The organism is Pararhodobacter sp., from assembly GCF_036802785.1.
GTDB lineage: Bacteria > Pseudomonadota > Alphaproteobacteria > Rhodobacterales > Rhodobacteraceae > Pararhodobacter.
The window spans coordinates 1-25101 of record NZ_DAIRVN010000074.1 but is presented as its reverse complement, the minus strand read 5'-3'; the positions used below and the strand labels follow the sequence as shown (position 1 = coordinate 25101).

The window sequence follows — 25101 nt, the reverse complement described above, 5'->3', positions numbered from 1 at the left end:
GCCGGGCTGGCCGGCCCTTCCCGCATGCCGTCCAGAATCCGCTCCCCTCCGTTGCGCCGCCGCCGGGGCCGCCGCCGACGCACCGGAGGCGAGAGCTTTCTGCACGTCTTCCTTCATGATCCGACCATCCCGGCCCGTGCCCGTGACTGCATCGCGGGAAATGTTGTTCTCTGCCATCAGCTTGCGGGCCGAGGGCGCATCTTCGGTATCCTTGCCGCTGCCCTCGGAAGGGGCGGCGGCGGGTGCCTTGGTATCGGCCTTGACAGCCGCACCGGGCGCGCCGCCGATCACCGCCAGCTGGGCGCCCGCAGCAACGGTGGTGCCCGCCGCCGCAAGGATCTCGGTCAGGACACCGGCCGCAGGCGATGGCACCTCGACCGAAACCTTGTCAGTCTCCAGCTCGCACAGCATCTCATCCTGCGCGACCGTGTCGCCGACCGCCTTGAACCATGTGGCCACCGTCGCCTCGGACACGCTTTCGCCAAGGGTCGGCACCATCACCGGCACCGCTTCCGTGGCAGCGGGCGCGTCATCCTCGCCGCCCGCTTCGGTTTTCGCACCCGGCGCACGGGGCTGGGGCGTTTCCGGCCCGGCAGCGCCCGCCTCGGCGATCACCGCCAGCAGCGCGTTCACCCCCACCGTCGTGCCCTCGGCGGCGACGATTTCCGACAGGATACCGGCAGCGGGCGCGGGCACTTCGACCGTGACCTTGTCGGTTTCCAGCTCACACAGCATTTCATCGGCGGCCACCGAATCGCCCGGCTTCTTGAACCATGTGGCGATCGTGGCCTCGGAAACGCTTTCACCCAGCGTGGGAACGCGGACTTCGATGCTCATTCTCTCATTCCTCTTCGAAAGACAGCGCTTCGTTAACCAGCGCTTCCTGTTGTGCCTTATGCCTGGAGGCCAGCCCGGTTGCAGGCGATGCCGAGGCCGAACGCCCCACATAACGCGGGCGGGTGTGCGCAGCGCCGACCTGGGTCAGCACCCATTCAAGATTGGGCTCGATGAACGACCAGGCGCCCTGATTCTTCGGCTCTTCCTGACACCAGACCATATCGGCATCCTTGAAACGCGCCAGTTCAGCACGCAGCGACTGCGTGGGCACGGGATACAGCTGTTCGATACGCAGAATATACACATCATCGCGCCCGCGCGCATCGCGCTCCGCCAGCAGGTCATAGTAAACCTTGCCCGAACACATCACCACGCGGCGGATCTGGTCATCGGGCTTCAGCGTCAGCTCTGAATTGCCCTTCTCGGCATCATCCCACAGCACCCGGTGGAAGGTGGAGCCATCGGTGAAATCTTCGGTGCGCGACACGCACATCGGGTGGCGCAACAGCGATTTCGGCGTCATCAGCACCAGCGGCTTGCGGAAGTCACGGTGCATCTGGCGGCGCAGGATGTGGAAATAGTTGGCGGGCGTGGAGCAGTTCGCCACGATCCAGTTTTCCTCGGCCGACATCTGCAGGAAGCGCTCAAGCCGGGCGGAGGAATGCTCCGGCCCCTGCCCTTCAAACCCGTGCGGCAGCAGCAGCACCAGCCCCGACATGCGCAGCCATTTCGATTCACCCGAGTTGATGAACTGGTCGAACATGATCTGTGCGCCATTGGCGAAGTCGCCGAACTGCGCCTCCCACATCACCAGCGCGTTGGGTTCGGACAGCGAGAAGCCATATTCAAAGCCCAGTACCGCATATTCCGAGAGCATCGAATCGATGACCTCGTAGCGCGCCTGACCGGCGCGGATATGGTTGAGCGGGAAATGGCGCTCTTCGGTGGTCTGGTTGATCAGCGCGGAATGGCGCTGGCTGAAGGTGCCGCGCGAACAATCCTGCCCGGACAGGCGCACCGGATAGCCCTCGGCCAGAAGCGAACCGAAGGCGAGCGCCTCGGCGGTGGCCCAGTCGAACCCCTCGCCGCTGTCGAACATCTTCTTCTTGCCCTCAAGCTGGCGCGCGACCGTCCTGTGGATATCAAAATCAGCCGGATACCGTGTCAGCGCCGCGCCGACTTCGGCAAAGGTTTCCGATTTGATCCAGGTCTGGCCGCGCTGATACTGCGCCTGATCCTTGGTTTTCAGCGCGCGCCAGCGGCCATCCAGCCAGTCGGCCTTGTTGGGCCGGTATTCCTTGCCCGCCTCAAACTCTTCGTTGAGATGGGCCTGAAACGCGGCCTTCATATCATCGATCTCACCCTCGGGAATAAGCCCGTCAGCCACCAGCCGTTCGGTATAAAGCTGCAGCGTGGTTTTGTGGCGCTTGATGCGGTTGTACATCGCGGGGTTGGTGAACATCGGTTCATCCCCCTCGTTATGCCCGAAGCGCCGGTAGCAGAAGATATCGATCACCACATCCTTGCCGAACTGCTGGCGGTATTCGATGGCCACGCGCGCGGCATGCACCACGGCTTCGGGGTCATCGCCGTTGACGTGGAAAATCGGCGCCTCGACCATCAGCGCGATATCAGTCGGATAGGGCGAGGTGCGCGAGAAATGCGGCGCGGTGGTAAAGCCGATCTGGTTGTTGACGATGATATGGATTGTTCCGCCGGTGCGATGGCCCTTGATGCCCGAAAGCTGAAGGCATTCGGCCACCACGCCCTGACCGGCAAAGGCCGCATCGCCGTGCAGCAGCATCGGCAGCACCTGACGGCGATCAATATCGTTGAGCTGGTCCTGCTTGGCGCGGACCTTGCCCAGCACGACCGGATTCACCGCCTCAAGATGCGAGGGGTTGGCGGTCAGCGACAGGTGCACGACATTGCCGTCAAACTCACGGTCACTGGACGCGCCGAGGTGGTATTTCACATCACCCGAGCCATCGACATCCTCGGGCTTGAAGCTGCCGCCCTGAAACTCGTTGAAAATGGCGCGGTAGGGCTTGCTCATGACATTGGCCAGAACCGACAGTCGCCCGCGGTGGGGCATGCCGATGACAACCTCTTTCAGGCCCAGCGCACCGCCACGCTTGATGATCTGCTCCATCGCCGGGATCAGCGCCTCGCCACCGTCCAGGCCGAAGCGCTTGGTGCCCATGTATTTGACATGGAGGAATTTCTCGAACCCCTCGGCCTCGACCAGCTTGTTGAGGATCGCGCGCCGCCCCTCGCGGGTGAAGGCGATTTCCTTGCCATAACCCTCGATGCGTTCCTTCAGCCATGCGGCCTGCACGGGGTCGGAGATATGCATGAACTGCAGCGCGAAGGTGCCGCAATAGGTGCGCCGGAGGATATCAAGGATCTGGCGCAGCGTGGCGACCTGAAGGCCCAACACATTGTCGATGAATATCGGCCGGTCCATATCGGCCTCGGTGAAGCCATAGGCGGCGGGGTCCAGTTCCGGGTGGACGGAATCATCGCGCATGCCGAGCGGGTCCAGATCGGCGATCAGGTGGCCCCGGATGCGGAAGGCGCGGATGATCATCAGCGCGCGCAGGCTGTCGAGCACGGCGCGCTGCACCTGCGCATCGGTGACCTCGATGCCCTTCTCCTCGGCCTTTTCTCGGATCTTGCTGCCAGCGGCCTTGCCCTCGGCGGTGGCGGGCCATTCGCCGGTCAGCGCCCCGGTCAGGTCATCATTCGGCATGGGCGGCCAGTCGGCGCGCGCCCAGCTGGGCCCCTGTGCCATGCCGACCGATGTGGCGTAATCATCATCCATCGAGTCGAAGAACTGCGCCCAGGCGGCATCGACGCTGGACGGGTTCTGCGCATAGCGCGCCTGCATCTGGTCGATGTAATCCGCATTCGCGCCGTCAAGGAAAGACGTGGCGTGCAGGGCGATGTTGGGGCTTTGGTCGTTCATGGGTCAAATCCTCGATATGAGGGAAAGGGTCATTGGTCAGAGGAGCGGTTCGATGTCGCTGTGCTCAAAGATGGTAACGTCGCCGATCTGCCCATGCCGGTGAACAGCCTCCGGCGGGCGCATCGCCAGCGCGGTGGAACCGCCCTGCGCATCGGTCAGCAGGCGGTCCGGCAGGAAAGGCAGCAGCCCCCGCCGCGCACTGATCCGTGTGGCCTGCGTCTTCGCGGGCGACGCGGCGGGCAGGATCGCGGAGGCGGCAGGGATGATTTCGCCCCGCGCGAAGACGTGGGCGCGCATCGCAGCGGGCAGTCTGCGCGCTTCGCGGCAAAAGGCGCCAGCCGGCGCGGCGGGCCGGGATGTAGCGTTGACGGCGTGCATTGCAGCCCCGCAGGATTGAGCGCGCAGCATATCCCTGCCCGTCACCGCGTCAGGGGCGCGCTCCGGTTGCGCCGCGCAAGCCCCCGCCAGCACCCCTGCCAGAGCGGCAGGGGCAACAAGGCGGCAAGCAAGGGCGGCCGGTCGTGGCATCAGCCTTTGATAGCCTTCAGCACGGCCTCGCCCAGCGTGGCGGGGCTGTCGGCAACAATGATCCCGGCCGCTTTCATGGCCTCGATCTTGCTTTCCGCATCACCCTTGCCACCGGCAACGATGGCACCGGCATGGCCCATGCGACGGCCCGGAGGGGCGGTGCGCCCGGCGATGAAACCGGCGGTGGGCTTCCAGCGGCCGCGCTTGCGCTCATCGGCAAGGAACTGCGCGGCCTCTTCTTCAGCCGAACCACCGATTTCGCCGATCATGATGATCGAGGTGGTCTCAGGGTCAGCCAGGAACATCTCCAGCACGTCGATATGCTCGGTGCCCTTGATCGGGTCGCCGCCGATGCCCACGGCGGTGGACTGGCCAAGGCCCATATCGGTGGTCTGCTTCACGGCCTCATAGGTCAGCGTGCCCGAACGCGACACCACACCAACGCTGCCGCGCTTGTGGATATGGCCGGGCATGATGCCGATCTTGCAGGCGCCGGGCGTGATGACACCGGGGCAGTTCGGCCCGATCAGGCGTGATTTCGACCCTTCGAGCGCGCGCTTGACCTTCATCATGTCGAGCACCGGAATACCCTCGGTGATGCAGACAATCAGCTCCATCTCGGCATCAATCGCCTCAAGGATGCTGTCAGCAGCGAAAGGGGGCGGCACATAGATGACCGACGCATTGGCCTCGGTCATGGCTTTCGCTTCATGGACCGAGTTGAAGATCGGCAGATCCAGATGCGTGCCGCCGCCTTTGCCGGGGGTCACACCGCCGACCATTTTGGTGCCATAGGCAATGGCCTGCTCAGAGTGGAAGGTGCCCTGCGAGCCGGTGAAGCCCTGACAGATGACGCGGGTGTTTTCGTTGACGAGGATGGCCATATTCTTACCCCTTCACAGCCTTGACGATCTTTTCCGCAGCGTCCGACAGATTGTCGGCGGCGATCACGTCAAGCCCGGAATTGTTGATGATTTCCTTGCCCTTTTCCACGTTCGTCCCTTCCAGGCGAACGACGAGCGGCACTTTCAGACCCACCACCTTGACCGCGGCGATCACGCCTTCGGCGATGATGTCGCAGCGCATGATGCCGCCGAAGATATTGACCAGGATGCCCTTCACATTGGGGTCCGAGGTGATGATCTTGAACGCCTCGGTCACCTTGTCCTTGGTGGCACCGCCACCGACATCGAGGAAGTTGGCAGGCTCGGCACCATAAAGCTTGATGATGTCCATCGTCGCCATCGCCAGCCCGGCGCCGTTGACCATGCAGCCGATCTCGCCATCCAGCGCGATGTAGTTCAGGTCGAATTTCGACGCGGCGAGTTCTTTTGAATCTTCCTCGGTCTCGTCGCGCAGCGCCAGAACATCGGGCTGCCGGTAGAGGGCGTTGGAATCGAAGCCCATCTTCGCATCAAGGCATTTCAGGTCGCCATCGGTGGTGACGATCAGCGGATTGATCTCCAGCATCTCGGCATCTTTTTCGATGAACATCTTGTAGAGCTTGTTCACCAGATCGACGCATTGCTTGACCTGCTTGCCTTCAAGCCCCAGCGTGAACGCCACGCGGCGGCCATGGAAACCCTGAACGCCGGTGGCCGGATCGATGCTGAACGAGATGATCTTGTCAGGCGTCGATGCCGCAACCTCTTCGATATCCATGCCGCCTTCGGTGGATACCACGAAGGACACGCGGCTGGAGGAGCGATCAACCAGAAGCGCCAGATACAGCTCGCGCGAAATGTCAGAGCCGTCTTCGATATAGATGCGGTTCACGACCTTGCCGGCGGGGCCGGTCTGATGCGTGACCAGCGTGCGCCCCAGCATGGCATTGGCATGCTCAGCGGCCTCTTCGACCGATTTGGCCAGCCGCACGCCGCCCTTTTCGCCCGCCGAGGCCTCTTTGAACTTGCCCTTGCCGCGCCCGCCTGCGTGGATCTGGGCTTTCACGACCCAAAGTGGCCCGTCCATCTCGCCCGCCGCGCTTTTGGCTTCCTCGGCGCGAAAAACGACCCGACCGTCGGAAACTGGCACGCCATAGCTGCGAAGAAGGGCCTTCGCCTGATATTCATGGATGTTCACGGATTTGTCCCCGTCTGCTGCGATTTGTGCTGCTCATGCCATGAAACAGACGTGGCACAAATGACTATTTGGTGTAGATTCGCGCCTGAGGCGAAAATTCTTTGCTTTGTGATCACGGCGCGAAATCGCGTGATCACAAATTCCGGCACCAGCCGGTGACGGCCCGCCGACACGGGGGAATCAACGGAAGCGGGGCTGCGCGCCGGATGATCGCGGATGAAACGACGGGGGCGGCAAGCTGGGGGCTGGTGATGCTGGCCGATGAGCCCGAAGCGCTTGTCATGGCCAATCTGTGCTGGCATCTGGCGCAGGGCGCGCGCGAAATCCACCTGTATCTGGACGCGCCCGAGTCCTCTGCGGCGCGCGTTCTGAGCGCTGAGGCCGCCGATTTGCCGGGCGTCATCCTCACCCGCTGCGATGCAGGTTTCTGGCAGCGGCTGAACGGCGGACGCCCGCCCTTGCAGACCCGCCGCCAGACACTGGTGGCCACGCAGGCCTATCGCCGCGCCGGGGTGGACTGGTTGCTGCATCTGGACGCGGATGAGTTCCTGTGGCTACCGCCGGGCCGCCGTTTTGCGCAGGAACTGGCGGCGGTGGATGACGCGCCGGTTTTCATGGCGCTGCGCAATCTCGAGCGCGCCTATCTCGATCCCACGCCCGAAACCCTGTTCGAGGGGGTCTTCCGGGTGCCCCTTCGCGCGAAAGACCCGCTGCCCGCCCCGCTGGCCTATCAGGCGCCGTTCGTGGCGCGCGGGGTTTCCGGCCATGCCGGAGGCAAGGCCTGCACCCGCACCGGCCGCGGCGCCGTGTTGCAGCCCCATGCCCCGCGGGTGGACGGCGCGCTGCCGCCCGCGGCTCCGGCCCAGGACGCCGTGGTGCTGCATTTCGACGGGCTGACGCCGCTGCACTGGCTGATCAAACTGCGCCGCTACGCCGCCCATGACCCCGCGCAGTGGGAGCGGTTTCTGGCCGCGCACCGGCGCGCACAAATGCTGTATATGCGCGAGCATCATCAGGACCCTGCCGCCCTGTATGCCTTTCATGACCGGCTGAAGGTCGCCCCCTCCCTGCCCGCGCTGGAAACGGCAGGCCTTGTCCGGCGGCTGGAATTTGATCCGGCCCCGGCGCTCGGCCACTGGCTGGGCAGGGTGCCTGACCTGTCCTGCGCCGCCTTCGATGCGGCCCTGCGCGCGGCCTTTCCCGGTCTGGCGGCGGGGCTGTAGCGCCGACAGCGCGCGCCCCCTTGCAGCCCCCTTGCTGCGGGCCTAAGCAATGCAGGCCTGCCAGAGGGTTACCGATGTCCGCACCGCGCTTTGCCTTGCCGTTCGCCTGGCCCGTTCTGGTCCTTGGCATCACCCAGATCGTGGGCTTCGGCACCCTGTATTACGCCTTCAGCGTCATGGTTCCGGCACTGACCGGCGATCTGGGCATCACCACAACCTTCGCCTATGCCGGTTTTTCCGCCGCACTGCTGGCCAGCGGGCTCTTCGCGCCGGTGGCCGGGCGGATGATCGACCGGCTGGGCGCGCGGGCCGTGATGTCATGGGGGTCTGCGCTGGCGGCGCTGGCACTGGTGGCGCTGTCTCAGGTCACCAGCGGCTGGTGGCTGGTGGCCGCGCTGGTGCTGGCGGAACTGGTCGCGCCGCTGGTGTTGTATGACGCGGCCTTCGCGGCCATCGCGCAGGCCGTCGGTCCGGCAAAGGCGCGCCGGGCGATCACCCAGATGACGCTGCTGGGCGGCTTTGCCTCGACCGTCTTCTGGCCTGCAACGCTATGGCTGATCGACGGATTTGGCTGGCGCGAGGCCTATCTGTTCTATGCCGCACTGCATCTGTTCCTGTGCCTGCCGCTGCACCTGACCCTGCCGCGCCACGCACCCGAAAACGGCAAGGCCCCGTCCGAGCCGCCCCGCTTTGCCCCTTTGCCGCCCGATCAGCACCGCAAGGCGATGATCCTGCTGGCGGTCAGCTTTACCGGGGCTGGGGCGGTGTTTTCGGCGATGACCGCGCAATGGGTTCCCGCGCTGATGGCGCTGGGCTTGGGACAGGGCGCGGCGGTGGCGGCGGGGGCGCTGATGGGCCCGGCACAGGTGGGCGTGCGGGTGCTGGAAATGGCCTTTGGCGGGCGCTACCACCCGGTGGTGACGGCCTATGTGTCGCTGGGGTTGCTGGTGGTGGCTATGGCGCTGCTGGCGCTGGCGCCGGTGGGGTTGTGGTCTGCCTCGGCATTCGCGGTGATGTTCGGCCTGTCGCAGGGGCTGACATCCATCGTGCGCGGAACCGTGCCGCTGGCGCTGTTCGGCCCGCTGGGCTTTGCCGCCCGGCTGGGCGCGCTGGCGGGGCTGCGGATGACGCTGGGCGCGCTGGCCCCGCTGGCACTGGCCGGTGCACTGGCGCTGATCGACGCAAGGCTGGCGCTGGCAGCGGCGGGGGCGCTGTCACTGGCTGCGCTGCTGGCACTGACGCGCCTGCCCTACAAGGCGTGAGCGCGTCAGCGGCGGGTGATGGATCAGAGCAGCAGAAGCCGCCTGTCCCCTGCCGCGAAACGGCGCAGCACGGCGGGGTAGAGGCGGTGCTCCTGCACCAGCACCCGCGCCGCCAGCGTATCGGGCGTGTCGCCGGGCAGGACGGGCACACGCGCCTGCCCCAGAATCGGGCCGTCATCCAGCACCGGGGTCACCTCATGCACGGTGCAGCCAACCTCGGCATCGCCTGCCTCCAGCGCGCGGGCATGGGTATGCAGCCCCTGGTATTTCGGCAGTAGCGAGGGATGGATATTCAGCATCCGCCCGGCAAAACGGTTGACGAAACCGGCGGTCAGCACCCGCATGAAACCGGCCAGCGCGATGATATCGGGCTGTGCGGCCTCAAGCGCGGGCAGAAGCGCCGCTTCAAACGCCGCGCGGTCCTTGCCGAAGGGGCGATGATCGACGGCCGCCGTGGGGACACCCAGCGCGGCGGCACGTTCCAGCCCTGAGGCGGCAGGGTCATTCGACAGCACAAGGCAGGGTCGCGCCGGGTGGTCGCCGGTCATGCTCTGCACCAGCGCCACCATGTTCGACCCGCCCCCCGAGATCAGGATGGCAACGCGTTTGCTCACCCCAGCGCGCCCGTGTAGCTGACGCCCTCGCCCGCCGTCACCTGACCCAGCACGCTGACGCTTTCGCCTGCTTCAGTCAGCAGGGCGACCAGCGCTTCGGCGCGGTCAGGGGCAGCGACCACGATCATGCCGATGCCGCAGTTGAAGGTTTTCAGCATCTCGCCCTGTTCCAGCCCGGCGTTCTGCGCCAGCCAGCCAAAGACCGGCGGCAGGGTCCAGGCGTCTAGGTCAATGCGCGCGCCCAGCCCTTCGGGCAGCACGCGCGGCAGGTTCTCGGTCAGGCCGCCGCCGGTGATATGCGCCAGCGCATGCACACCGCCCGCCCGCACCGCCGCCAGCGCTGGTTTCACATAAAGCCGCGTCGGTGCCAGCAGCGCTTCACCCAGCGTGCCTTCGCCAAAGGGGCAGGCGTCAGCCCAGCCCAGCCCGGTGGCTTCGACGATCTTACGCACCAGCGAATAGCCGTTCGAATGCACGCCGTTCGAGGCCAACCCCAGCAGCACATCGCCCTCAGCCACGTCGCGCGGCAGGTCCTCCCCGCGCTCCATCGCGCCGACGGCAAAGCCTGCCAGATCGAAATCACCCTTGTGATACATGCCCGGCATCTCGGCGGTTTCGCCGCCGGTCAGCGCGCAGCCCGAGGCCGCGCAACCCTCGGCGATACCTTCGATGATGCGGGTGGCCTGATCGACATCCAGCTTGCCGGTGGCGAAGTAATCCAGAAAGAACAGCGGCTCCGCGCCCTGACAGACCAGATCGTTGACGCACATCGCCACCAGATCAATGCCGATGGTATCGACATGGCCGGTGTCGATGGCGATGCGCAGCTTGGTGCCCACCCCGTCGGTGGCCGCCACCAGCACCGGGTCGCTGTAGCCCGCCGCCTTGAGGTCAAACAGCGCGCCAAAGCCGCCCAGCGCGGACATGGTGCCGGGCCGCGCCGTGCGCTTTGCCGCTGGCTTGATCCGTTCGACCAGTGCATTGCCCGCGTCGATATCGACCCCGGCCTTGGCGTAGGTCATTCCGTTCTTGCGCTCGCTCATCGCCCCGATCTCCCGTAGCCGTGATGGCGCCCGCCTTAGCGCAAGCCCCGCGCGCAAGCAACGCACCAAGCGGCCCGCGCCCGCATATTCTTGACGCCGGGCAGCAATCTGCTAGCAACGTCGCGCCGGGCCTGTAGCTCAATGGTCAGAGCAGGGCGCTCATAACGCCTTGGTTGGGGGTTCGAGTCCCTCCGGGCCTACCAAGAACCCGTCTCCATGCGTCTCAGATTGATCAAAAATCGCTTAAAATACAGTGACTTGCGATCAATCTGAGGCTCCATGCGCTTCCGATAGGCTCCATGCGTCCTGCCTTTTGTTGGTATCATTTGTTGGTATATTGACTCCGATACCAACAAACTGGAGTTCATGGAATGCCCCTGACAGATGCGCAATGCCGTGCCGCTAATCCCGTTGCGTTCACCTGTCAGTAGCGCAACCCGCGCCTCTGGCCACTTGGCCCACCACGCGCGAATACAGGCGGGGTCGGTGCTGGCTTTGCTGGGGAAGTCCTTAATCGGCTTCCAGCCGTCACCGTCGCCCCAGTCGCGCTGCGGAAACACCGCGAAGCCGCGCCGGGCCAGATCTAGCGCAACGGCCAGATTGTCGCGATCACTGCCAAGAAGTTCGGAAAGATCAGTGTAACGAGGGGATTGAATCGCGCTGCGCGCATTGCTATCTTGCATGAAGAAGTCCTTTTAAGGTCGTCGGGTTGCAGCCCGGCGGCCTTTTCCTTTTCACGCACCATGCAGAAAACAGAAAAGATCGCAGGCCTAAGATAGGCGCTGCGAAGGATTGAATCAAGTATTTGAAATTAAACGATTATTTTCACTTTAGAAGTGAAAGGCAATGACTTTCACATTTTTAAAACACTATAGCCGCTACCTATGAAAGCAGGTGCGTCAGATCCGTCTTCCCCTTCGCCTCCAGCTTGTCCAGCTCGGCGGAATACCATTGCATCAGCGCCTTCCGTTCTTCGAGATACAGGGCGGCATTATAAGCTGACCGGACTTCATTGGCTGGAACGTGCGCAAGCTGCCGTTCAATTGCGTCAGGGCGCCAGAGGCCGGACTCGTTCAGGATGGTTGACGCAGTGCCGCGGAACCCGTGAACCGTGGCGCGGCTATGAAAGCCCAGCCGATACAATCCATATATCAGGGTATTTTCGCTGACGGGTTTATGGCCCGACTGCCCGGGCAACACCCATTGATTGCCGCCCGCAAGGTCTTTCAGCTCGGTAAACATCGCTTTTGTCTGCTTCGACAAGGGTACGAGGTGTTCCTTGCGCATTTTCATGCGGTCAGCCGGAATCCTCCAGATGTCGCCTTCGATCTCTCCCCATTTTGCGAAGCGCAGTTCACTGGATCGAACAAACGTATGCGCAATGAGCTTCAGAGCGATCGCGGTCGACAGGTCGCCGCTATAGGTGCGAAGCGCATTGAAGAATGCCGGCAGTTCACCGGCTTTCAGGGCGGCGCGGTGCTGTTGCCGGGGGCGGGCCTTCATCGCACCGGCAAGAGGGGCGGCAGGGTCTTGCGTAGCCCAACCATTCGCAACGACATAGCGGCAAACCGCAGATATACTCTGGCGCAAGCGTTTGGCCATTTCCAAGGCGTTGCGATCTTCGACTTCGCGCAGCAGCGCCAGCACATCTGCCGGGGCGATCTTGCCCACATCGGTCTGGCCAATTTTGGGGAACACGTCAGCTTCCAGCCGCGCCCATATCCGGGCAGCATAGCCCGAGACCCAGCGCGCTTCCTGCGATCGGAACCATTCCTTTGCTGCGGCCTGAAAGGTTCGATGCGGCTGGGCGGCGGCTACGGTCGTCGCTTTCGCGGCGGGGTCAATGCCTGCGGCAAGCTTGTCCTTAAGTTCTGCCGCCCTGAGACGCGCTGTTGCAAGCGAAACGTCAGGGTAGCTTCCGAAGGCTGCTGTGCGCTGTTTGTCCTGCCAGCGGTAGTTCATGCGCCAGAGTTTTGAGCCTCCAGGCGTGACCTGAAGAAATAATCCACGCCCATCAGACAGCTTTTGAACCTTCTCGGCGGGCTTACCGTTCTTGATGTTGACATGAAGAACGGCAAAGACGGCGCCGCATCGTTGGCCGGTCTGGGCTTTCAGGACATCGCGGAAATGTCGCTGGTTCGAAGCCAAACCCCTTCAGGCGGCTGGCACCTGTTTTTCGCGTTCAACCCGGCGATCAAGGCGACTGTCGGAACGATAGGCGGCGGCTTGGACGTGCGGAACCGCAATGGTTTCGTTCTTGCCCCCGATAGCCTGAAGGACGGGCTACGCTACCGAGTCGCCGGGAAGCCTTTGGGTTCAGCCGATCTGCCGCCCTTTCCGGCATCGCTTGTGCCGCCGCCCAAACCGGAACGCACAGCTGTCACCCCGCTTCCTGAAGCGACTGAGGAACAGCGAACTTGGGCTGCCGCCCGGCTTGCCGACAAGGCTGCCGCCGTTGCCTCGACCATGGAAGGCGGCAGGCAAGCGGCGCTGAACAATGCTGCGTTCTGGGCAGGTGGCGCCGGCGCCCACGCGATGCTGACTGAGGAAGAGGCGTGTGCAGCTCTGGTTGCCGCTGGCATTGCCGCAGGTATGTCGGATCGCGAGGCGCAAAGCAGCTTTGAACACGGCTGGCAGAACGGCTGGGAAAAGCCGATCTGGGACTTTCCGCAAGACTGGGGCGATGCTTTCGACGATCTGCCCGCGCGATCGACAACCGACCTTACAGACTTGCTGGGTGGGGTGGCGAAGACTGCTAAAGTCGGGATAATCAAGGCGAAGAACGGGGACATGAAGCCGACACTTCACAATGCAATTCTTGTTTTGCGGAAGGTGAACCGCGAACAGGGCTTTTCGATCCGCAAGAACGACATGACCGGGCAGGATGAATGGCGGGGCGGTTCAATCAATGATGCAGATCTAGGCTTGATCCGCGTGGCGATCGAACAAGCCGGAATGCACAACGTCGGAGCGGATCTGACGGCAAGCGCGGTTCGAGCAGTTGCCGAGTTGAACCGCTATCATCCCGTCAAGAATTGGCTGGAGTCGCTGCGCCACGATGGCACCAGCCGCATGGACACATGGCTTTCATGCTATCTGGGCGTGATGGACAACGCGTACAGCCGCGCAGTTGGGCGGGCCTTCCTGGTGGCGATGGTGGCGCGTGTGATGCGGCCGGGTTGCAAGCATGATCATGTTCTTGTGCTGGGCGGGGAACAGGGCACCGGCAAATCTACTGCCTGCAGCATTCTGGGCGGGCAGTGGTTTGGTGACAACATGCCCTCGATCCGAGACGGTGCCAAAGAGGCTGGCCTTTATGTGCGCGGGCATTGGCTGATCGAGATGGCGGAACTTGCCCCATCGCGAAAGGCTGAAGCCGAAGACCTGAAAGCGTTCCTGACACGCGCGACGGATGAGATCCGGGCGCCATATGCCCGCAAGGCTGATGCAGTGCTGCGGCAATGCGTGTTTGTAGGAACTACCAATGAAACTGCATTCCTACGCGACATGACGGGCGGGCGGCGATTCTGGCCCGTGAGTTGCGGCACCATAAATGCGAACGCACTTGCCGATGATCGGGAACAGCTTTTCGCTGAAGCTGTGGTCGCGTTCAATGCCGGTGAGCGCTGGCACCTTACATCCGAGATTGAGCAACTGGCCCAATGTGAACAGGAAAACGCGCGCGAAGAAGACCCGTGGGAAAGCGCCATTGCCGATCAAGTTGCCGGTGATGGCGAATTCAATGATCCGGTGCAGATGACTTCGGCGCGCGAAGTGCTGGCCATGCGGACGCAGAAAGGGCTCGATGGCGCAACGCCTATCAATGTGGTGCCGCGCTTCCTGCTGGTTGGGCCGGCGCTGGAAACCGCTGCCGAAAAGCTGCTGGCCTCGATCTATGCGGCCACGACAGATGATGTGCAGCCCATCCGGCTTTCGCTGCTGGTGGAACCGCGCATCACGGGCAACAGCTGGTATGTGTTCGGAGATCCGGCGAGCGCGCCCGTGCTGGAATACGCCTATCTGTCCAGCGCACCGGGGCCGCAGCTGTCCAGCCGCGATGGCTGGGAAGTGCTGGGCCGGGAGTTCCGCGTGGTGCTCGACTTCGGTTGCGGTGCCGTGGAACACCGCGGCGCCTATCGCAATCCGGGGGCGTGATGCCGGATCTCACCAAACTGCGCGACTACCGCGAAAAGCTACAGGAAGCCCGGTTTTCGGGCATCCGCACCATCCGCGACTCGAACGGCGAGGAAGTGACCTATCGCAGCCAAGCCGAGATGGAACGGGCTATCGCGGCCATCGACGCGGAAATTTCCCAACTTCAAAGGAAGCGGCTTTCGATCGTCCGCTTCCAAACCAGCAAAGGGGTATGACCCATGGCGAAGAACTTCATTCAACCCGGTGACACGATCACCATTCCCGCCCCTTCCGATGTTGCTGGCGGCTTCCCGGTCATCGCAGGCGACATCGTAGGCATTGCCCAGGGTGATGCGGCCAGCGGCGCTGATGTCGACGTGAAAACATCCGGCGTCTGGGAATTGCCCAAGGTTGGCGCAAACGACTTCACGCTGGGCGCAAAAGTTTACTGGGACAGCGACGACGATCTGGCCACGACCACGGCGAGCGAAAACACGCTGCTGGGCGTGGCCGTCGCGGCAGCCGGTGCCAGCACTGCAGCAGTGAAGGTGCGCCTGTCGGGCTTCTGATCATCCGAGTCATTCTGACCGGATCGGCGGTGGGGTAGCGTGTGCTCTGCCGCCGTTTCTTTTTTTCGAAATTCGGCTTGCTCAAGCATCAAAATTCCGGCAATTTCGATACCAACAGATGTGCAACGTGTTTGAGTTGCAACATACCAAGAATATCACGAAAGCCTACCACTTTGTTGGTATTTTTGTTGGTATTTTCCTGATTTACCTTTTAAAACAAGGCGGTGTGGAACCCTCCGGGCCTACCATATCCTCCTATCCGGCATGCAACGGGACCCCCGCGCGGACGCCGGTTGTCTAAGTATTGATGCTCCGCTATTGACCCGCTAATTTGGGGTTCGTTTTTTTTCGGTATCGCGCAGTTTTTGCCTCGCTCCTGGTCATGGATTTCCTGCCCGATGAATGCCGACCCAAATAATTCTCCCAGACCAATTGCAACTGTGCGCGCGAACGGCAACTGGCATGAAAACCCGCCGCAAGAGCTTCGTGAAAACGCCCATGCGCTGAGCAATTTCGTTCGCCATGCCCCTGTCGCGCTGGCCATGTTTGACCAGCAGATGCGCTATGTTGCCGTAAGCCGTTCCTGGCGCGAGACCTTCGGAACAGGTGACCGCGAGCAGGTCGGATCGTCGCATTATGATATTTTCCCCGAACTGCCTGACAGGTGCCGCAAGGCGCATCAGCAGGCGCTTCAGGGCGCGCATCTGAGCACACCGGAAGAGCCGTGGTTTCATGCTGACGGCACAATCGCCTGGCATCACTGGGAGGCATCGCCCTGGCGCAACGAGCAGGGAGAGATCGGCGGACTGATCCTGTTCGTCGAGAATGTCTCCACCCCAAAGGCGATTGACGCGGTCTTGCGACTGATATCAGTGGAGTCCGCCGGGCTGGACTTTGCGGCGATTGCCCGCAAGGCAACCCACCGGCTGGCGGAAGTTCTGGGCGTTGAGATGGTGCAGTTGTCCATCCCCTGCGCCGATGCGCCGGGCTGGGCAGAAACCATTGCCGTTTTCGCCGATGGCGATGTTGCGCCGAATTACCGCTATGCGCTTGCCGGAACCCCCTGCGAGATCGCTGCGAAGCGGCGCTTCTGCCTCTTTTCCGAGGCGGTGACCGAACATTTCCCCGATGACGTCGATCTGGCAGGCTGTGGCGCCCAGGCCTATGCGGGCAGTGCCATACTGAACGCCGCCGGTGAACTGCGGGGTGTGCTTACGGTGATCAGCCGCGCCCCCTTCCGGCAACCTGAAATGGTGCGTGCAGTGACCTCACTTGCCGGGCTTGGTATCGGCGGGCATCTGGAAAGCCATCGCGCCCGGATCTCAATTGAGGCGGCTGCGCACTTCAATCAGGTTCTGCTGAACACACTCAATTCGCATATCGCCGTTCTGGACGTCGAGGGAAAAATCGTTTTTGCCAATGAAGCATGGTATGCCTTTGGCCGCGTCAACGGGCTGACAGAAGAGGCGAATGGCGTGGGCACCAGCTATCTGGAAGTCTGCGATGCAGCCATCTGGGATGCACCTGAGGCCGTCGAAGCCGCGCAGCTTCTGCGCGGCATCCTGTCCGGGGAAAAGCACGAAGGCAGCTTTGAATACCCCTGTGCCACCGCTGAAGGGACAGGCTGGTACAAATGCACCATGAAGCGCTTCACTGACCCGGAGCAGATGCTGGTGCTGGTTGCCCATGAAGAAATCAGCGACATCAAGCTGGCGCGTCGGCGCTCCGAGCAGATGGAGAACAAGTTCCGCCGCATGTTCGACAACGCGCCCGATGCCTCGCTGATCGTCAATGATGACAGCATCATCATGCTGGCCAACCGTCAGGCCGAGCAGATATTCGGCTACGCACCCGGCACGCTTGCAGGCCTGCCGCTGCAGGCGCTTATCCAGCGCGATTCCGAAAGTGACCCCGAGGCGATCATCGCGGGTTTCGCCACGCAGCTTGCCAGTTCGGACGATGGCACGATCTGGGGCACGGTGCGCGCACTGCGCCGTGACGGCACCAGCTTTCCCGTCGAAGCGTCGTCCAGCCGCTTCTTCGAGGATGACGACAAGAATTTCATCATTTCCGCGCGCGATGTCTCAGAACGTATCGCCGCCGAGGCTGATCGCATGGCCCGCCAGCTTGCCGAACAGGCCAATCAGGCGAAATCCATCTTTCTGGCGACGATGAGTCACGAAATCCGCACCCCGCTGAATGCTGTGCTGGGTTTTGCCGAGGTGCTGTCGCACAGTTCGCTCGATAGCGATCAGGCGGGGCTTTTGCAGCACATGCGCGCCTCCGCACAGCATCTGCTGGGGCTGATCGACAATGTCCTCGACCTGTCTAAGATCGAAGCGGGCGAAATGGGGCTGGAGCAGGAGGTCTTCGACCTGCCCGCCCTGATTCTGGAAAACACCCGCGCGCTGAGCGGTTATGCCTTTCAGCGCAATGTGCGTATCAGCCTGTTCATCGACCCGGCAGCGCCCGTCCATGTCCGCTCAGACCCGGCGCGGCTGCGGCAGGTGGTCTACAACCTCCTGGGCAATGCCATCAAGTTCAGCGGCGGGCGCAAGGGGGCGGGGCATGTTTTCCTGCGCGCCGAAATGTCTGAGGGGCCCGAGCCAGGATTGCGGCTGACGGTACGCGACGATGGCATCGGCATGACCGATGCGGTGCGCGCGCGGGTTTTTCAACCCTTCGTGCAGGGCGAAAGCGCGATCACCAGGCGCTTTGGCGGCACCGGGCTGGGACTGGCGATTACCAGGGGCATCGTCGAGCGGTTGGGCGGCCATATCACCGTGGACAGCACCCCCGGCGCCGGATCAACCTTCTGCGTCACCATCCCGTTGGAGCCCCTGCCCGCCACCGGCGCGCCCGTCTGGCCCCGCCTGAAGGGCGTGCATTGCCTGCTGGCCGAAAGCGAAGCCTATTTGCCCGGGGATCTGGCCCGCTATCTTGACCATGAGGGCGCGCGGGTTTCGCGGATTGCACTGCCGGGCGCCGAGGGCATTCCGGCAAACGCCGGTGAGGGGGTGGATGTCCTTGTCCTGGGCCCCGATTTTCCCGCCGATAAGGCGTTGCCGCTCTCACTGCCGCGGGTGCTGCTGTGCGACAGATCCGATCCGGGCGCCGATTCCGGCTCGGATCTGGAGGGTGAGGTCCGCGAGGTGCACCCGACGACCGGGCGCATCTGCCTGCGCACCGAGCTTCTGACCTGCGGCGCGCTGGCAAAGGCGGTTCAGCGCGCGGCGGGCATCAGTTCCCGGCGCGCGACAGACCCGACCGGGACGGGGAGCGCAAGCGCCGAGGCGCGGCTGAACACGGGTGCAGGCAAGACGCCGGTCTTCGATGCCAGCCGCTACCGGCCGATCCTTGTGGTCGAAGACGACCCGATGAACCAGAAGGTGATTCTGCGCCAGCTTGCGCTGCTGGGCCTGAAACCCGATCTGGCCGAGAATGGCGCCCTTGCGCTGGAGATGTTGCCGAAAAGGCCTTACGGGCTGATTCTGGCTGATCTGCATATGCCGGTGATGGACGGCTATGCCATGACCACCGAAATCCGCGCCCGCGAAGCGCGGGCGGGCATCGACATCAGCCGTTCGGTCTCGGTCGTGGCGCTGACGGCCAATGCCCTGCGCGACGAGATCGGGCGCACCCGCAAAGCGGGGTTCGACGGGTTCCTGACCAAGCCGATGACGCTAGCACAACTGGCCGATACGCTGGGCGCGTTCCTGACGCCCATTGACGGGCGGCACTGAGTTTTCCGCAGCCTGTATCCTGAGGCACCCGGTGTTAGCTGAGGCTGCGCAGATCGGCCGCGATCAGTTCTGCGCGCGCGCGCATGCTGCCGGCGGCATCCAGTGCCGCGTTGCGCTGCAGGAAGGCCGCCAGATCATCGCGCGCCGCCTCCAGCAATACGCGCGCCTGCGCATGCTCGCCGCGCTCCATGGCAAGGCGCGCGGCCTCGTGGCGGGCGGTGCCGCGCACGGCCAGCGCCGAGGCCTGAATGGAATCCGGGTTGCGCGCGGCCAGCGGCGCGGCGGCCTGAATGGCATCGTCATAACGGTTGGCGCGCAGCAGGCTGTGGGCATATTCCAGCTGCAAACGCGTGCTTTCGCCCGGCCCCATGCTGGACATCAATGTCTCATACCGGCGGATGGCCAGCGGGTAGTTGCCGCTTTCCAGCGCCTGCCTGGCCACCAGATAATCGCTGCGCCCCCCGCCACCCGCAAGCGTGCCCGCCGCTTCGCAGCCAAGAAGCGCACCGGCAATCACCGTCAGACACAAAGCTTTCGAAATGCGGACGAAAGGCATGACGATACCCGCTACAGATTGATCATTGAAAGCTAAAGGCAGGGGGGGCTATTGTCCAGCGATGGATTGACCGATTGCAAGTAGCCCGCCTTGACCCGTAAACCCGCCCCCTCCGCGCATTCCGGGCCCCGCGCCCCTTTCCTAGGGTTGCTGGCGGGCGGCGTGGTCGCGGGTTTCGGGCTGGGCGCACTGGCTCTGGCGCTGCTTCTGCCCGCACCTCAACCCATGCCCCTGCCCGGCATTCTGGTCCAGACCCGGATGGACCAGCCGCTGGCGCCCGATACCGCGCTGCCGTCCCGCCTCTGGCCCGCTGCATTCGGCACGCCCCCCCGACCTGCCACGCCGCAGCCCGCCTTCGCGCCCTCGCCCGCCCCGGCGGATGACACCGACGAGGAAGAAGAATACCTGCCCTATACCGATTATGATTACCTCCTGCGTGGCATGGTCGCGCAGGAAGGGGGCGGCTGGGCGCTGATCGAAAGCGAGATCGGGGTGGAGGTGGTGCGCGTGGGCTCTGAGCTGTCCGGCGGCGAAACCGTCATCGAGATCACACCGCATGGCGTGATCCTTCAGGGCTACGGCCCCGAATTCCTGCTGTCTTTTTCCGACGACGCCGACTACGACATTGAGGATGGCATCAGCCGTTTCAGCGTCTCTGACGCGCTTGACGACGGGGGCGCGTACGGCCCCGAAGACGGACCTGACCCCTATGCCGAAGATGACTTTGACGAAGACTTTGGCAAGGGCTCTGAAGAAGACCCCGAAGAATACACCCAAGACGACAACCCGCCCTCACTGCCCCGCAGGCCCTGAACCCCGCCCGGCAAGATCTTTGCAGCCCGGCATGAACCTTGATTGACCTTCTTTCTGAAAAAGTAACAATCCCAGCATGAAACGCATTGCCCCCCTCTTTCTTCTGCTTGCAGTATTTCTGGTGGCGATGCCGCAGACGGGTGCCGCCCAGATCCGGCTTGATCTGCGCGATGTCGATCTGCGCAGCTTCGTGCAACTAGTGTCCGAGCAGACACAGCGCAATTTTCTGGTCGATCCCTCGGTCAGCGGCACGGTAACGGTTTTCGCCCCGACCCCGGTTGCCCCTGCGGCCATGTATGAGATTTTCCTCAACATTCTGGAGCTGAACGAGCTGACCATTGTCGAGGGCGACGGGATTGACCGGATTGTCCCGCTCAGCTCGGCCCGCCAGCTGACGCCGGGCAGCCGCCGTGGCCTTGGCGGCGCGTTCGAGACGCGGGCGATTGCCGTCGATGCCTCGGATATCGACGAGATCATGGATGTGGTCGAGCCGCTGATTCCCGCCGATGCAATGCTGACGCCGATCCCTTCGGCGGGGCTGCTGGTGCTATCGGACCGGCGCGAAAATATCGCCCGGATCGAGGCGCTGGTGAACCGGCTGGGCGCCACGCGCGACCGCTCGGTTGAGGTGATCCGCCTCAACCATGGCCGCGCCGAAGAATTGCTGCCGGTGTTGCAGGCCGTGGGCAATGCGCCCGCCGGGGCCAATATCTCGTCCGATCCGCGCGCCAATACCATCGTGGTGTCCGGCCCGTCAGAGTTCCGCACGCGCATGCGCAATGTCGTCAGCCAGCTTGACCTGCCCCAACAGCGCTCTGTCTCACGCGTGATCCGCCTCAACTTTGCCGATGCACGCGAACTGTCGGAAGTGGTGCGCCAGTCCATCGGTGCCAGCGGCGGCGAGGGGCCTGCGGCGATCACCGTTGTGGCCGAGCCGCAAAGCAACGCCATTCTGATCACCGCCCCCAGCGACCGGATCGAGACCATCGCGCAATCGGTGCGCGCGCTCGATCTGCGGCCCTCGCAGGTGCTGATCGAAGCGGTGATCTTTGAAATCGCCGCCGAGAATTTCGCCGATCTCTCGGTGCAGTTCGGCGGTATCCTGAATGATGCCATCGGCGGCGGCACGTCTTTTGCACTGGACGGACGCAACTCGCTCATCACGCTGGTCAGTGCAGCCATGGCCGGAAACACGCCCAACCCCGGCGGCGGCGGCTTTCTGGGTGCGTCCGACAACCGCACCTTCGCCGCCATGCTGACCGCCATCGCGCGTGAGCGCAGCACGCGGCTGCTGTCCACCCCCGCCGTTCTGACCCTCAACAATCAGGAAGCCGAGATCATCGTGGCGCAGAACGTGCCCTTTGTGACCGGCACCTTCGCAACCGTCGGTGACAGCCCGGTTCCCGAGCGCCCGTTTCAGACCATCGAGCGGCAGGATGTGGGGCTGACACTGCGCGTGCGCCCGCAGATCACCGAAGACGGCACCGTCCGCATGAGCATCTCGCAGGAGGTTTCCAACCTGACCGGCACCACGGCTGCGGCGGGCGGTGAGGTGACGGCGCGGCGCAGCCTGTCCACCAATGCCATTGTCGGCAACGGGCAGGTGATCATTCTGGGCGGGCTGATCGAAGACAGCTCCCGCACCACCAACGAGCGGGTGCCGGGCCTGTCCAACCTGCCGGTGCTGGGTGCGCTGTTCCGGGGCCGCAATGTGCAGGAGGGGCAGCGCGTGCTGCTGATCATGCTGCGCCCGCGCGTCATCGGCAGTGACCGCGACGCCGAGCGCATCACCCGCGAGATTGCCCGCCAGACCGAAACACTCGCCCGTCAGGTCAGCCCGCGCAATGACACGCTCTATCCGCAGGTGCGCCGCTCGGGCTTTCCCTTTGACGGGGTGGACCTGAACCAGCCCTTCGATCAGACCTATGTCGACCGCGCCGTGCGCGACCGGCTGTTTCCGGCCCTGCCCCCCCGGCTGATGGCCGAATAAGGGCGCGGGATGGAGCGCGCGCGCCTTCCCTTCACCTTCGCCCGCGACAATCAGGTTGCGCTGGATGGTGACGCGCTGCTGATCGGCCCTGCGGCCAACATGAACGGCCTGCGCGAGGCGCGGCGGCGGGCGGGCGCCCCGCTGACGCCGACCGCGCTGCCCGAAGCGGCGTTTCAGGCGGCCCTTGCCCGGCTCTATGAGGATGCCGCCAGCAAGACCGATGCCCCCGATGTCGCTTTTGATCTGGAAGACCCTGACCGCCCCGGCGCCACCCGCGATCTGCTGGAGGATGCGACCGAGGCCCCGGTCATCCGGCTGGTGAACCAGCTCTTGCGTCAGGCGGTGCGGGCCGAGGCCTCCGACCTGCATCTTGAGCCGCATGAGGACGGGCTGCGCGCCCGCATGCGGGTGGACGGCACCATGCAGACGGTGTTTGACCGCCGCGATGTGCCCGCCCGGCGCGTGGTGTCGCGCCTGAAGGTGATGGCGCGGCTCGATATCGCCGAAACCCGCCTGCCGCAGGACGGGCGCATCGCGCTGCGCCTTGGCGGGCGGGCGATTGACCTGCGCCTGTCCACCCTGCCCGGCCATTACGGCGAGCGGGTGGTCATGCGCCTGCTGGACCGCACCAGCGGCCTGATGGCGCTGGACAGGCTGGGACTGGCCGCCGATCAGGCCGCGCTTCTGCAGCGGCTGGCGGGGCTGCCCAACGGCATCATTCTGGCCACCGGCCCCACCGGCAGCGGCAAGACCACCTCGCTTTACTCGCTCCTGCGCCTCGCCGACCGGGCTGAACGCAATATTCTGACCGTCGAAGACCCAGTGGAATACGACCTGCCGGGCATCTCGCAGACGCAGGTGAATGCCGATATCGGCCTGACCTTCGCGCGCGGCCTGCGCTCGATCCTGCGTCAGGACCCGGATGTCATTCTGGTCGGCGAAATCCGCGATGCCGAGACCGCGCTGGTCGCCTCCGAGGCCGCGCTGACCGGGCATCTGGTGTTCTCCTCGCTCCATGCCAACAACGCACTTTCTGCGGTGGTGCGACTGCGCGAACTGGGGGTGGACAACTACCTGATTTCAGCCACCCTGCGCGGGGTGGTGGCCCAGCGTCTGGTGCGCAGGCTCTGCCCCGAATGCAGCACCACCCGCCCCCCTTCCGGAGCAGAGGCGCAGTTTTTCACCGACCACGGCCTCACCCCGCCGGCCCTGCTGGCGCAGCCAAAAGGCTGCCCCGCCTGCGAAGGCACCGGCTATGACGGGCGGATCGGTGTGTTCGACATTCTGGAAATCGACGACGCCCTGCGCGAGGCCATCGACGCTGGCGCCCCTGAGGCGCGGATGCGCGCGCTGACCGGACGCAAAGGCTCGTCGCTGTTCGCAGCGGCACTGGCGCGGGTGGCAATGGGTGAAACCTCACTCGATGAAGTGCGCCGCGTGATCGGGGAAAGCGCGTGAAGACCTTCGCCTATACCGCTTTCACCCCTGACGGCAAACGCCGTCGCGGCGTGGTGGTGGCCGAAGATGAGGCAGACGCCTCGGCAAAAGTCAGCGCGCAGGGCCTTCTGCCCAGCGAAATCAGCAGCCAGACCGCCGCCCGCCCCACCCGCGCCCGCGCGCGGTTCATCGACCACGACATGCTCTCGGTCTTCACCCGGCAAATGGCGGTGCTGCTCAGCGCCGGCATGGCCGCCGATGCCGCCCTTGAGGCCGTTCAGACCGCCGCCGGTGCCAGCCGGATCGAGCGCCTCGCCGCCGAGGCCCGCGCCGGTCTGATGGAGGGGGAGCCGCTTTCACAAGCGCTGGAGCGCGCGGGCGGGGCGCTGCCTGCGTGGTTCACCGCCGCGATCCGCGCGGGCGAGCATTCGGGCGATCTGGACGCGGTGTTCCTGACCTTGGCCGACCATCTGGAAAGCACCGCCAGCGACCGCGCCGCCATCACCTCAGCGCTGATCTATCCCGCCTTCGTGGCCGGGGTCGCGGTGATCGTCTGCGCGGTGCTGATGGTCACCGTCGCGCCCGAGATCGTGGCGATGTTCGCCGCCACCGGGCAGGAACTGCCGCCGCTTACACTGGCCGTTCTGGGTATGGTGGACTTCATCCAGGATTACTGGCCATGGCTCGCGGCCCTGCTGGCGGGGCTGGTGGCGCTGGGGGTGGCCTCAAACCGCGTCACAGCGCTGAAAAACCGCCGCGACCGGCTGGTGTTGCGCCTGCCGCTTGCCGGGCGCTTCCTGCGCATGGCTGAGGCGGCGGCGTATTTGCGCACACTCGCGCTGGTCATCAACAGCCGCCTGCCCCTGACCGAGGCCCTGCGCTTCGCCGCCGATGTGCTGGGCACCGAGGGCTTCACGCTTGAGGCCCGGGCGGCGGGCGAGGCCTTGCGCCGGGGTGAGAACCTGTCCTCGGCGTTGTCGCGCCTCAGCTTCCTCCACCCCGTCGCGCGCCAGCTCATTCAGGCAGGTGAGGCCTCGGCCCGGCTGGGCCCGATGTCTGACCGCGCGGCGGTGCTGGCCGAAAGCTGGCTGCGGACAGAACGCAAACGCGTGGCCGTGGTGCTGGAGCCCGCCGCGATGGTCGTCGTCGGTGCGATGGTGCTGGTGATCGTGCTGGCCGTCCTGCTGCCGATCTTTGACATGCAGGCCATGGTCGGCAGCTAAGCGTCGCCCCCTCATCTTGCCACAAATACGCGCGGGGGGTGAATTCGGCGCAGCCGAAGAGGGGGGCAAAAAGCCCCCC

Annotated in this window: 20 protein-coding genes and 1 tRNA gene; 11 read left to right on the top strand and 10 right to left on the bottom strand. The window is 64.3% G+C overall.

The features are described 5' to 3' along the window. From V7Q53_RS19235 to sucC, 5 genes are all read right to left on the bottom strand, one after another. On the bottom strand, window positions 1-837 hold an 837-nt coding region (locus tag V7Q53_RS19235; RefSeq protein ID WP_333830414.1), incomplete at its 3' end, for a biotin/lipoyl-containing protein. A 4-nt stretch (window positions 838-841) separates the two neighbouring features. Continuing rightward, on the bottom strand, window positions 842-3805 hold the full coding sequence (locus V7Q53_RS19230; RefSeq protein WP_333830413.1) for a 2-oxoglutarate dehydrogenase E1 component: 2964 nt from the start codon (window positions 3803-3805) through the stop codon (window positions 842-844). 36 nt (window positions 3806-3841) lie between these two features. After that, window positions 3842-4102, bottom strand: a complete 261-nt coding sequence (locus V7Q53_RS19225) for a hypothetical protein (protein ID WP_333830412.1) — start codon at window positions 4100-4102, stop codon at window positions 3842-3844. Window positions 4103-4332: 230 nt separating this feature from the next. Further along, window positions 4333-5217 carry a succinate--CoA ligase subunit alpha gene (sucD, locus tag V7Q53_RS19220; protein WP_333830411.1) on the bottom strand — a complete coding sequence of 295 codons (885 nt, stop codon included), beginning with the start codon at window positions 5215-5217 and terminating at the stop codon, window positions 4333-4335. A gap of 4 nt (window positions 5218-5221) precedes the next feature. Then, a complete protein-coding gene (gene sucC, locus V7Q53_RS19215) occupies window positions 5222-6415 on the bottom strand; it encodes an ADP-forming succinate--CoA ligase subunit beta (RefSeq protein WP_333830410.1) in 1194 nt (397 codons plus the stop codon). A gap of 206 nt (window positions 6416-6621) precedes the next feature. On the opposite strand from sucC, the gene V7Q53_RS19210 reads away from it, so the two are divergent. Both V7Q53_RS19210 and V7Q53_RS19205 read left to right on the top strand, forming a co-directional pair. Then, window positions 6622-7638 carry a glycosyltransferase family 2 protein gene (locus V7Q53_RS19210; protein WP_333830408.1) on the top strand — a complete coding sequence of 339 codons (1017 nt, stop codon included), beginning with the start codon at window positions 6622-6624 and terminating at the stop codon, window positions 7636-7638. Between the two features lie 74 nt (window positions 7639-7712). After that, entirely contained in the window at window positions 7713-8900 is a 1188-nt protein-coding gene (locus V7Q53_RS19205) for an MFS transporter (RefSeq protein ID WP_333830407.1), read from the top strand. A gap of 23 nt (window positions 8901-8923) precedes the next feature. On the opposite strand, the gene purN is transcribed toward V7Q53_RS19205, so the two are convergent. Continuing rightward, window positions 8924-9514, bottom strand: coding sequence for a phosphoribosylglycinamide formyltransferase (gene purN, locus V7Q53_RS19200; RefSeq protein WP_333830406.1), 591 nt, complete (start codon window positions 9512-9514; stop codon window positions 8924-8926). After that, window positions 9511-10557 carry a phosphoribosylformylglycinamidine cyclo-ligase gene (gene purM / locus V7Q53_RS19195; protein ID WP_333830405.1) on the bottom strand — a complete coding sequence of 349 codons (1047 nt, stop codon included), beginning with the start codon at window positions 10555-10557 and terminating at the stop codon, window positions 9511-9513. Before purM ends, purN begins: the two co-directional genes overlap by 4 nt. A gap of 127 nt (window positions 10558-10684) precedes the next feature. Between purM and V7Q53_RS19190 the strand changes: the two genes are divergently transcribed. Further along, a tRNA-Ile gene (locus tag V7Q53_RS19190) sits at window positions 10685-10760 on the top strand. On the opposite strand, the gene V7Q53_RS19185 is transcribed toward V7Q53_RS19190, so the two are convergent. Next, window positions 10755-11240, bottom strand: coding sequence for a bifunctional DNA primase/polymerase (locus tag V7Q53_RS19185; RefSeq protein ID WP_333830404.1), 486 nt, complete (start codon window positions 11238-11240; stop codon window positions 10755-10757). The two genes, V7Q53_RS19190 and V7Q53_RS19185, sit on opposite strands and share 6 nt — an antisense overlap. Window positions 11241-11439: 199 nt before the next feature. Further along, window positions 11440-12615 carry a tyrosine-type recombinase/integrase gene (locus V7Q53_RS19180; RefSeq protein ID WP_333830415.1) on the bottom strand — a complete coding sequence of 392 codons (1176 nt, stop codon included), beginning with the start codon at window positions 12613-12615 and terminating at the stop codon, window positions 11440-11442. Between V7Q53_RS19180 and V7Q53_RS19175 the strand changes: the two genes are divergently transcribed. From V7Q53_RS19175 to V7Q53_RS19160, 4 genes are all read left to right on the top strand, one after another. Continuing rightward, window positions 12583-14712, top strand: a complete 2130-nt coding sequence (locus V7Q53_RS19175) for a VapE domain-containing protein (protein ID WP_333830403.1) — start codon at window positions 12583-12585, stop codon at window positions 14710-14712. The two genes, V7Q53_RS19180 and V7Q53_RS19175, sit on opposite strands and share 33 nt — an antisense overlap. After that, complete coding sequence (locus V7Q53_RS19170) at window positions 14712-14927, top strand: phage head-tail joining protein (protein WP_333830402.1); 216 nt, start codon at window positions 14712-14714, stop codon at window positions 14925-14927. Before V7Q53_RS19175 ends, V7Q53_RS19170 begins: the two co-directional genes overlap by 1 nt. A gap of 3 nt (window positions 14928-14930) precedes the next feature. After that, entirely contained in the window at window positions 14931-15260 is a 330-nt protein-coding gene (locus V7Q53_RS19165) for a DUF2190 family protein (protein WP_333830400.1), read from the top strand. A gap of 398 nt (window positions 15261-15658) precedes the next feature. After that, on the top strand, window positions 15659-19003 hold the full coding sequence (locus V7Q53_RS19160) for a PAS domain S-box protein (protein WP_333830399.1): 3345 nt from the start codon (window positions 15659-15661) through the stop codon (window positions 19001-19003). Window positions 19004-19037: 34 nt separating this feature from the next. Here V7Q53_RS19160 and V7Q53_RS19155 read toward each other — a convergent pair whose 3' ends face one another. Next, window positions 19038-19559, bottom strand: coding sequence for a tetratricopeptide repeat protein (locus tag V7Q53_RS19155; RefSeq protein ID WP_333830398.1), 522 nt, complete (start codon window positions 19557-19559; stop codon window positions 19038-19040). Between the two features lie 90 nt (window positions 19560-19649). Here V7Q53_RS19155 and V7Q53_RS19150 point away from each other — a divergent pair, with 90 nt between their 5' ends. From V7Q53_RS19150 to V7Q53_RS19135, 4 genes are all read left to right on the top strand, one after another. Then, window positions 19650-20372, top strand: coding sequence for a hypothetical protein (locus V7Q53_RS19150; RefSeq protein ID WP_333830397.1), 723 nt, complete (start codon window positions 19650-19652; stop codon window positions 20370-20372). Between the two features lie 76 nt (window positions 20373-20448). Further along, on the top strand, window positions 20449-22362 hold the full coding sequence (gspD, locus tag V7Q53_RS19145) for a type II secretion system secretin GspD (RefSeq protein ID WP_333830396.1): 1914 nt from the start codon (window positions 20449-20451) through the stop codon (window positions 22360-22362). A gap of 9 nt (window positions 22363-22371) precedes the next feature. Next, window positions 22372-23820: a GspE/PulE family protein gene (locus tag V7Q53_RS19140; protein WP_333830395.1), complete on the top strand. Its 1449-nt coding sequence runs from the start codon at window positions 22372-22374 to the stop codon at window positions 23818-23820. Continuing rightward, window positions 23817-25022 (top strand): type II secretion system F family protein, encoded by a 1206-nt coding sequence (locus V7Q53_RS19135; protein WP_333830394.1) that lies wholly within the window; start codon window positions 23817-23819, stop codon window positions 25020-25022. The genes V7Q53_RS19140 and V7Q53_RS19135 overlap by 4 nt, the downstream gene beginning before the upstream one ends. The last annotated feature ends 79 nt before the right edge of the window (window positions 25023-25101 follow it).

What these genes read in the sequence shown, in the direction of transcription:
- V7Q53_RS19230 (WP_333830413.1), bottom strand. Translation starts at nt 3,805, where the DNA reads ATGAACGACCAAAGCCCCAACATCGCCCTGCACGCCACGTCTTTCCTT.
- V7Q53_RS19225 (WP_333830412.1), bottom strand. Translation starts at nt 4,102, where the DNA reads ATGCGCGCCCACGTCTTCGCGCGGGGCGAAATCATCCCTGCCGCCTCC.
- sucD (WP_333830411.1), bottom strand. Translation starts at nt 5,217, where the DNA reads ATGGCCATCCTCGTCAACGAAAACACCCGCGTCATCTGTCAGGGCTTC.
- V7Q53_RS19210 (WP_333830408.1), top strand. Translation starts at nt 6,622, where the DNA reads ATGATCGCGGATGAAACGACGGGGGCGGCAAGCTGGGGGCTGGTGATG.
- V7Q53_RS19205 (WP_333830407.1), top strand. Translation starts at nt 7,713, where the DNA reads ATGTCCGCACCGCGCTTTGCCTTGCCGTTCGCCTGGCCCGTTCTGGTC.
- purM (WP_333830405.1), bottom strand. Translation starts at nt 10,557, where the DNA reads ATGAGCGAGCGCAAGAACGGAATGACCTACGCCAAGGCCGGGGTCGAT.
- V7Q53_RS19185 (WP_333830404.1), bottom strand. Translation starts at nt 11,240, where the DNA reads ATGCAAGATAGCAATGCGCGCAGCGCGATTCAATCCCCTCGTTACACT.
- V7Q53_RS19170 (WP_333830402.1), top strand. Translation starts at nt 14,712, where the DNA reads ATGCCGGATCTCACCAAACTGCGCGACTACCGCGAAAAGCTACAGGAA.
- V7Q53_RS19165 (WP_333830400.1), top strand. Translation starts at nt 14,931, where the DNA reads ATGGCGAAGAACTTCATTCAACCCGGTGACACGATCACCATTCCCGCC.
- V7Q53_RS19160 (WP_333830399.1), top strand. Translation starts at nt 15,659, where the DNA reads ATGAATGCCGACCCAAATAATTCTCCCAGACCAATTGCAACTGTGCGC.
- V7Q53_RS19155 (WP_333830398.1), bottom strand. Translation starts at nt 19,559, where the DNA reads ATGCCTTTCGTCCGCATTTCGAAAGCTTTGTGTCTGACGGTGATTGCC.
- gspD (WP_333830396.1), top strand. Translation starts at nt 20,449, where the DNA reads ATGAAACGCATTGCCCCCCTCTTTCTTCTGCTTGCAGTATTTCTGGTG.
- V7Q53_RS19140 (WP_333830395.1), top strand. Translation starts at nt 22,372, where the DNA reads ATGGAGCGCGCGCGCCTTCCCTTCACCTTCGCCCGCGACAATCAGGTT.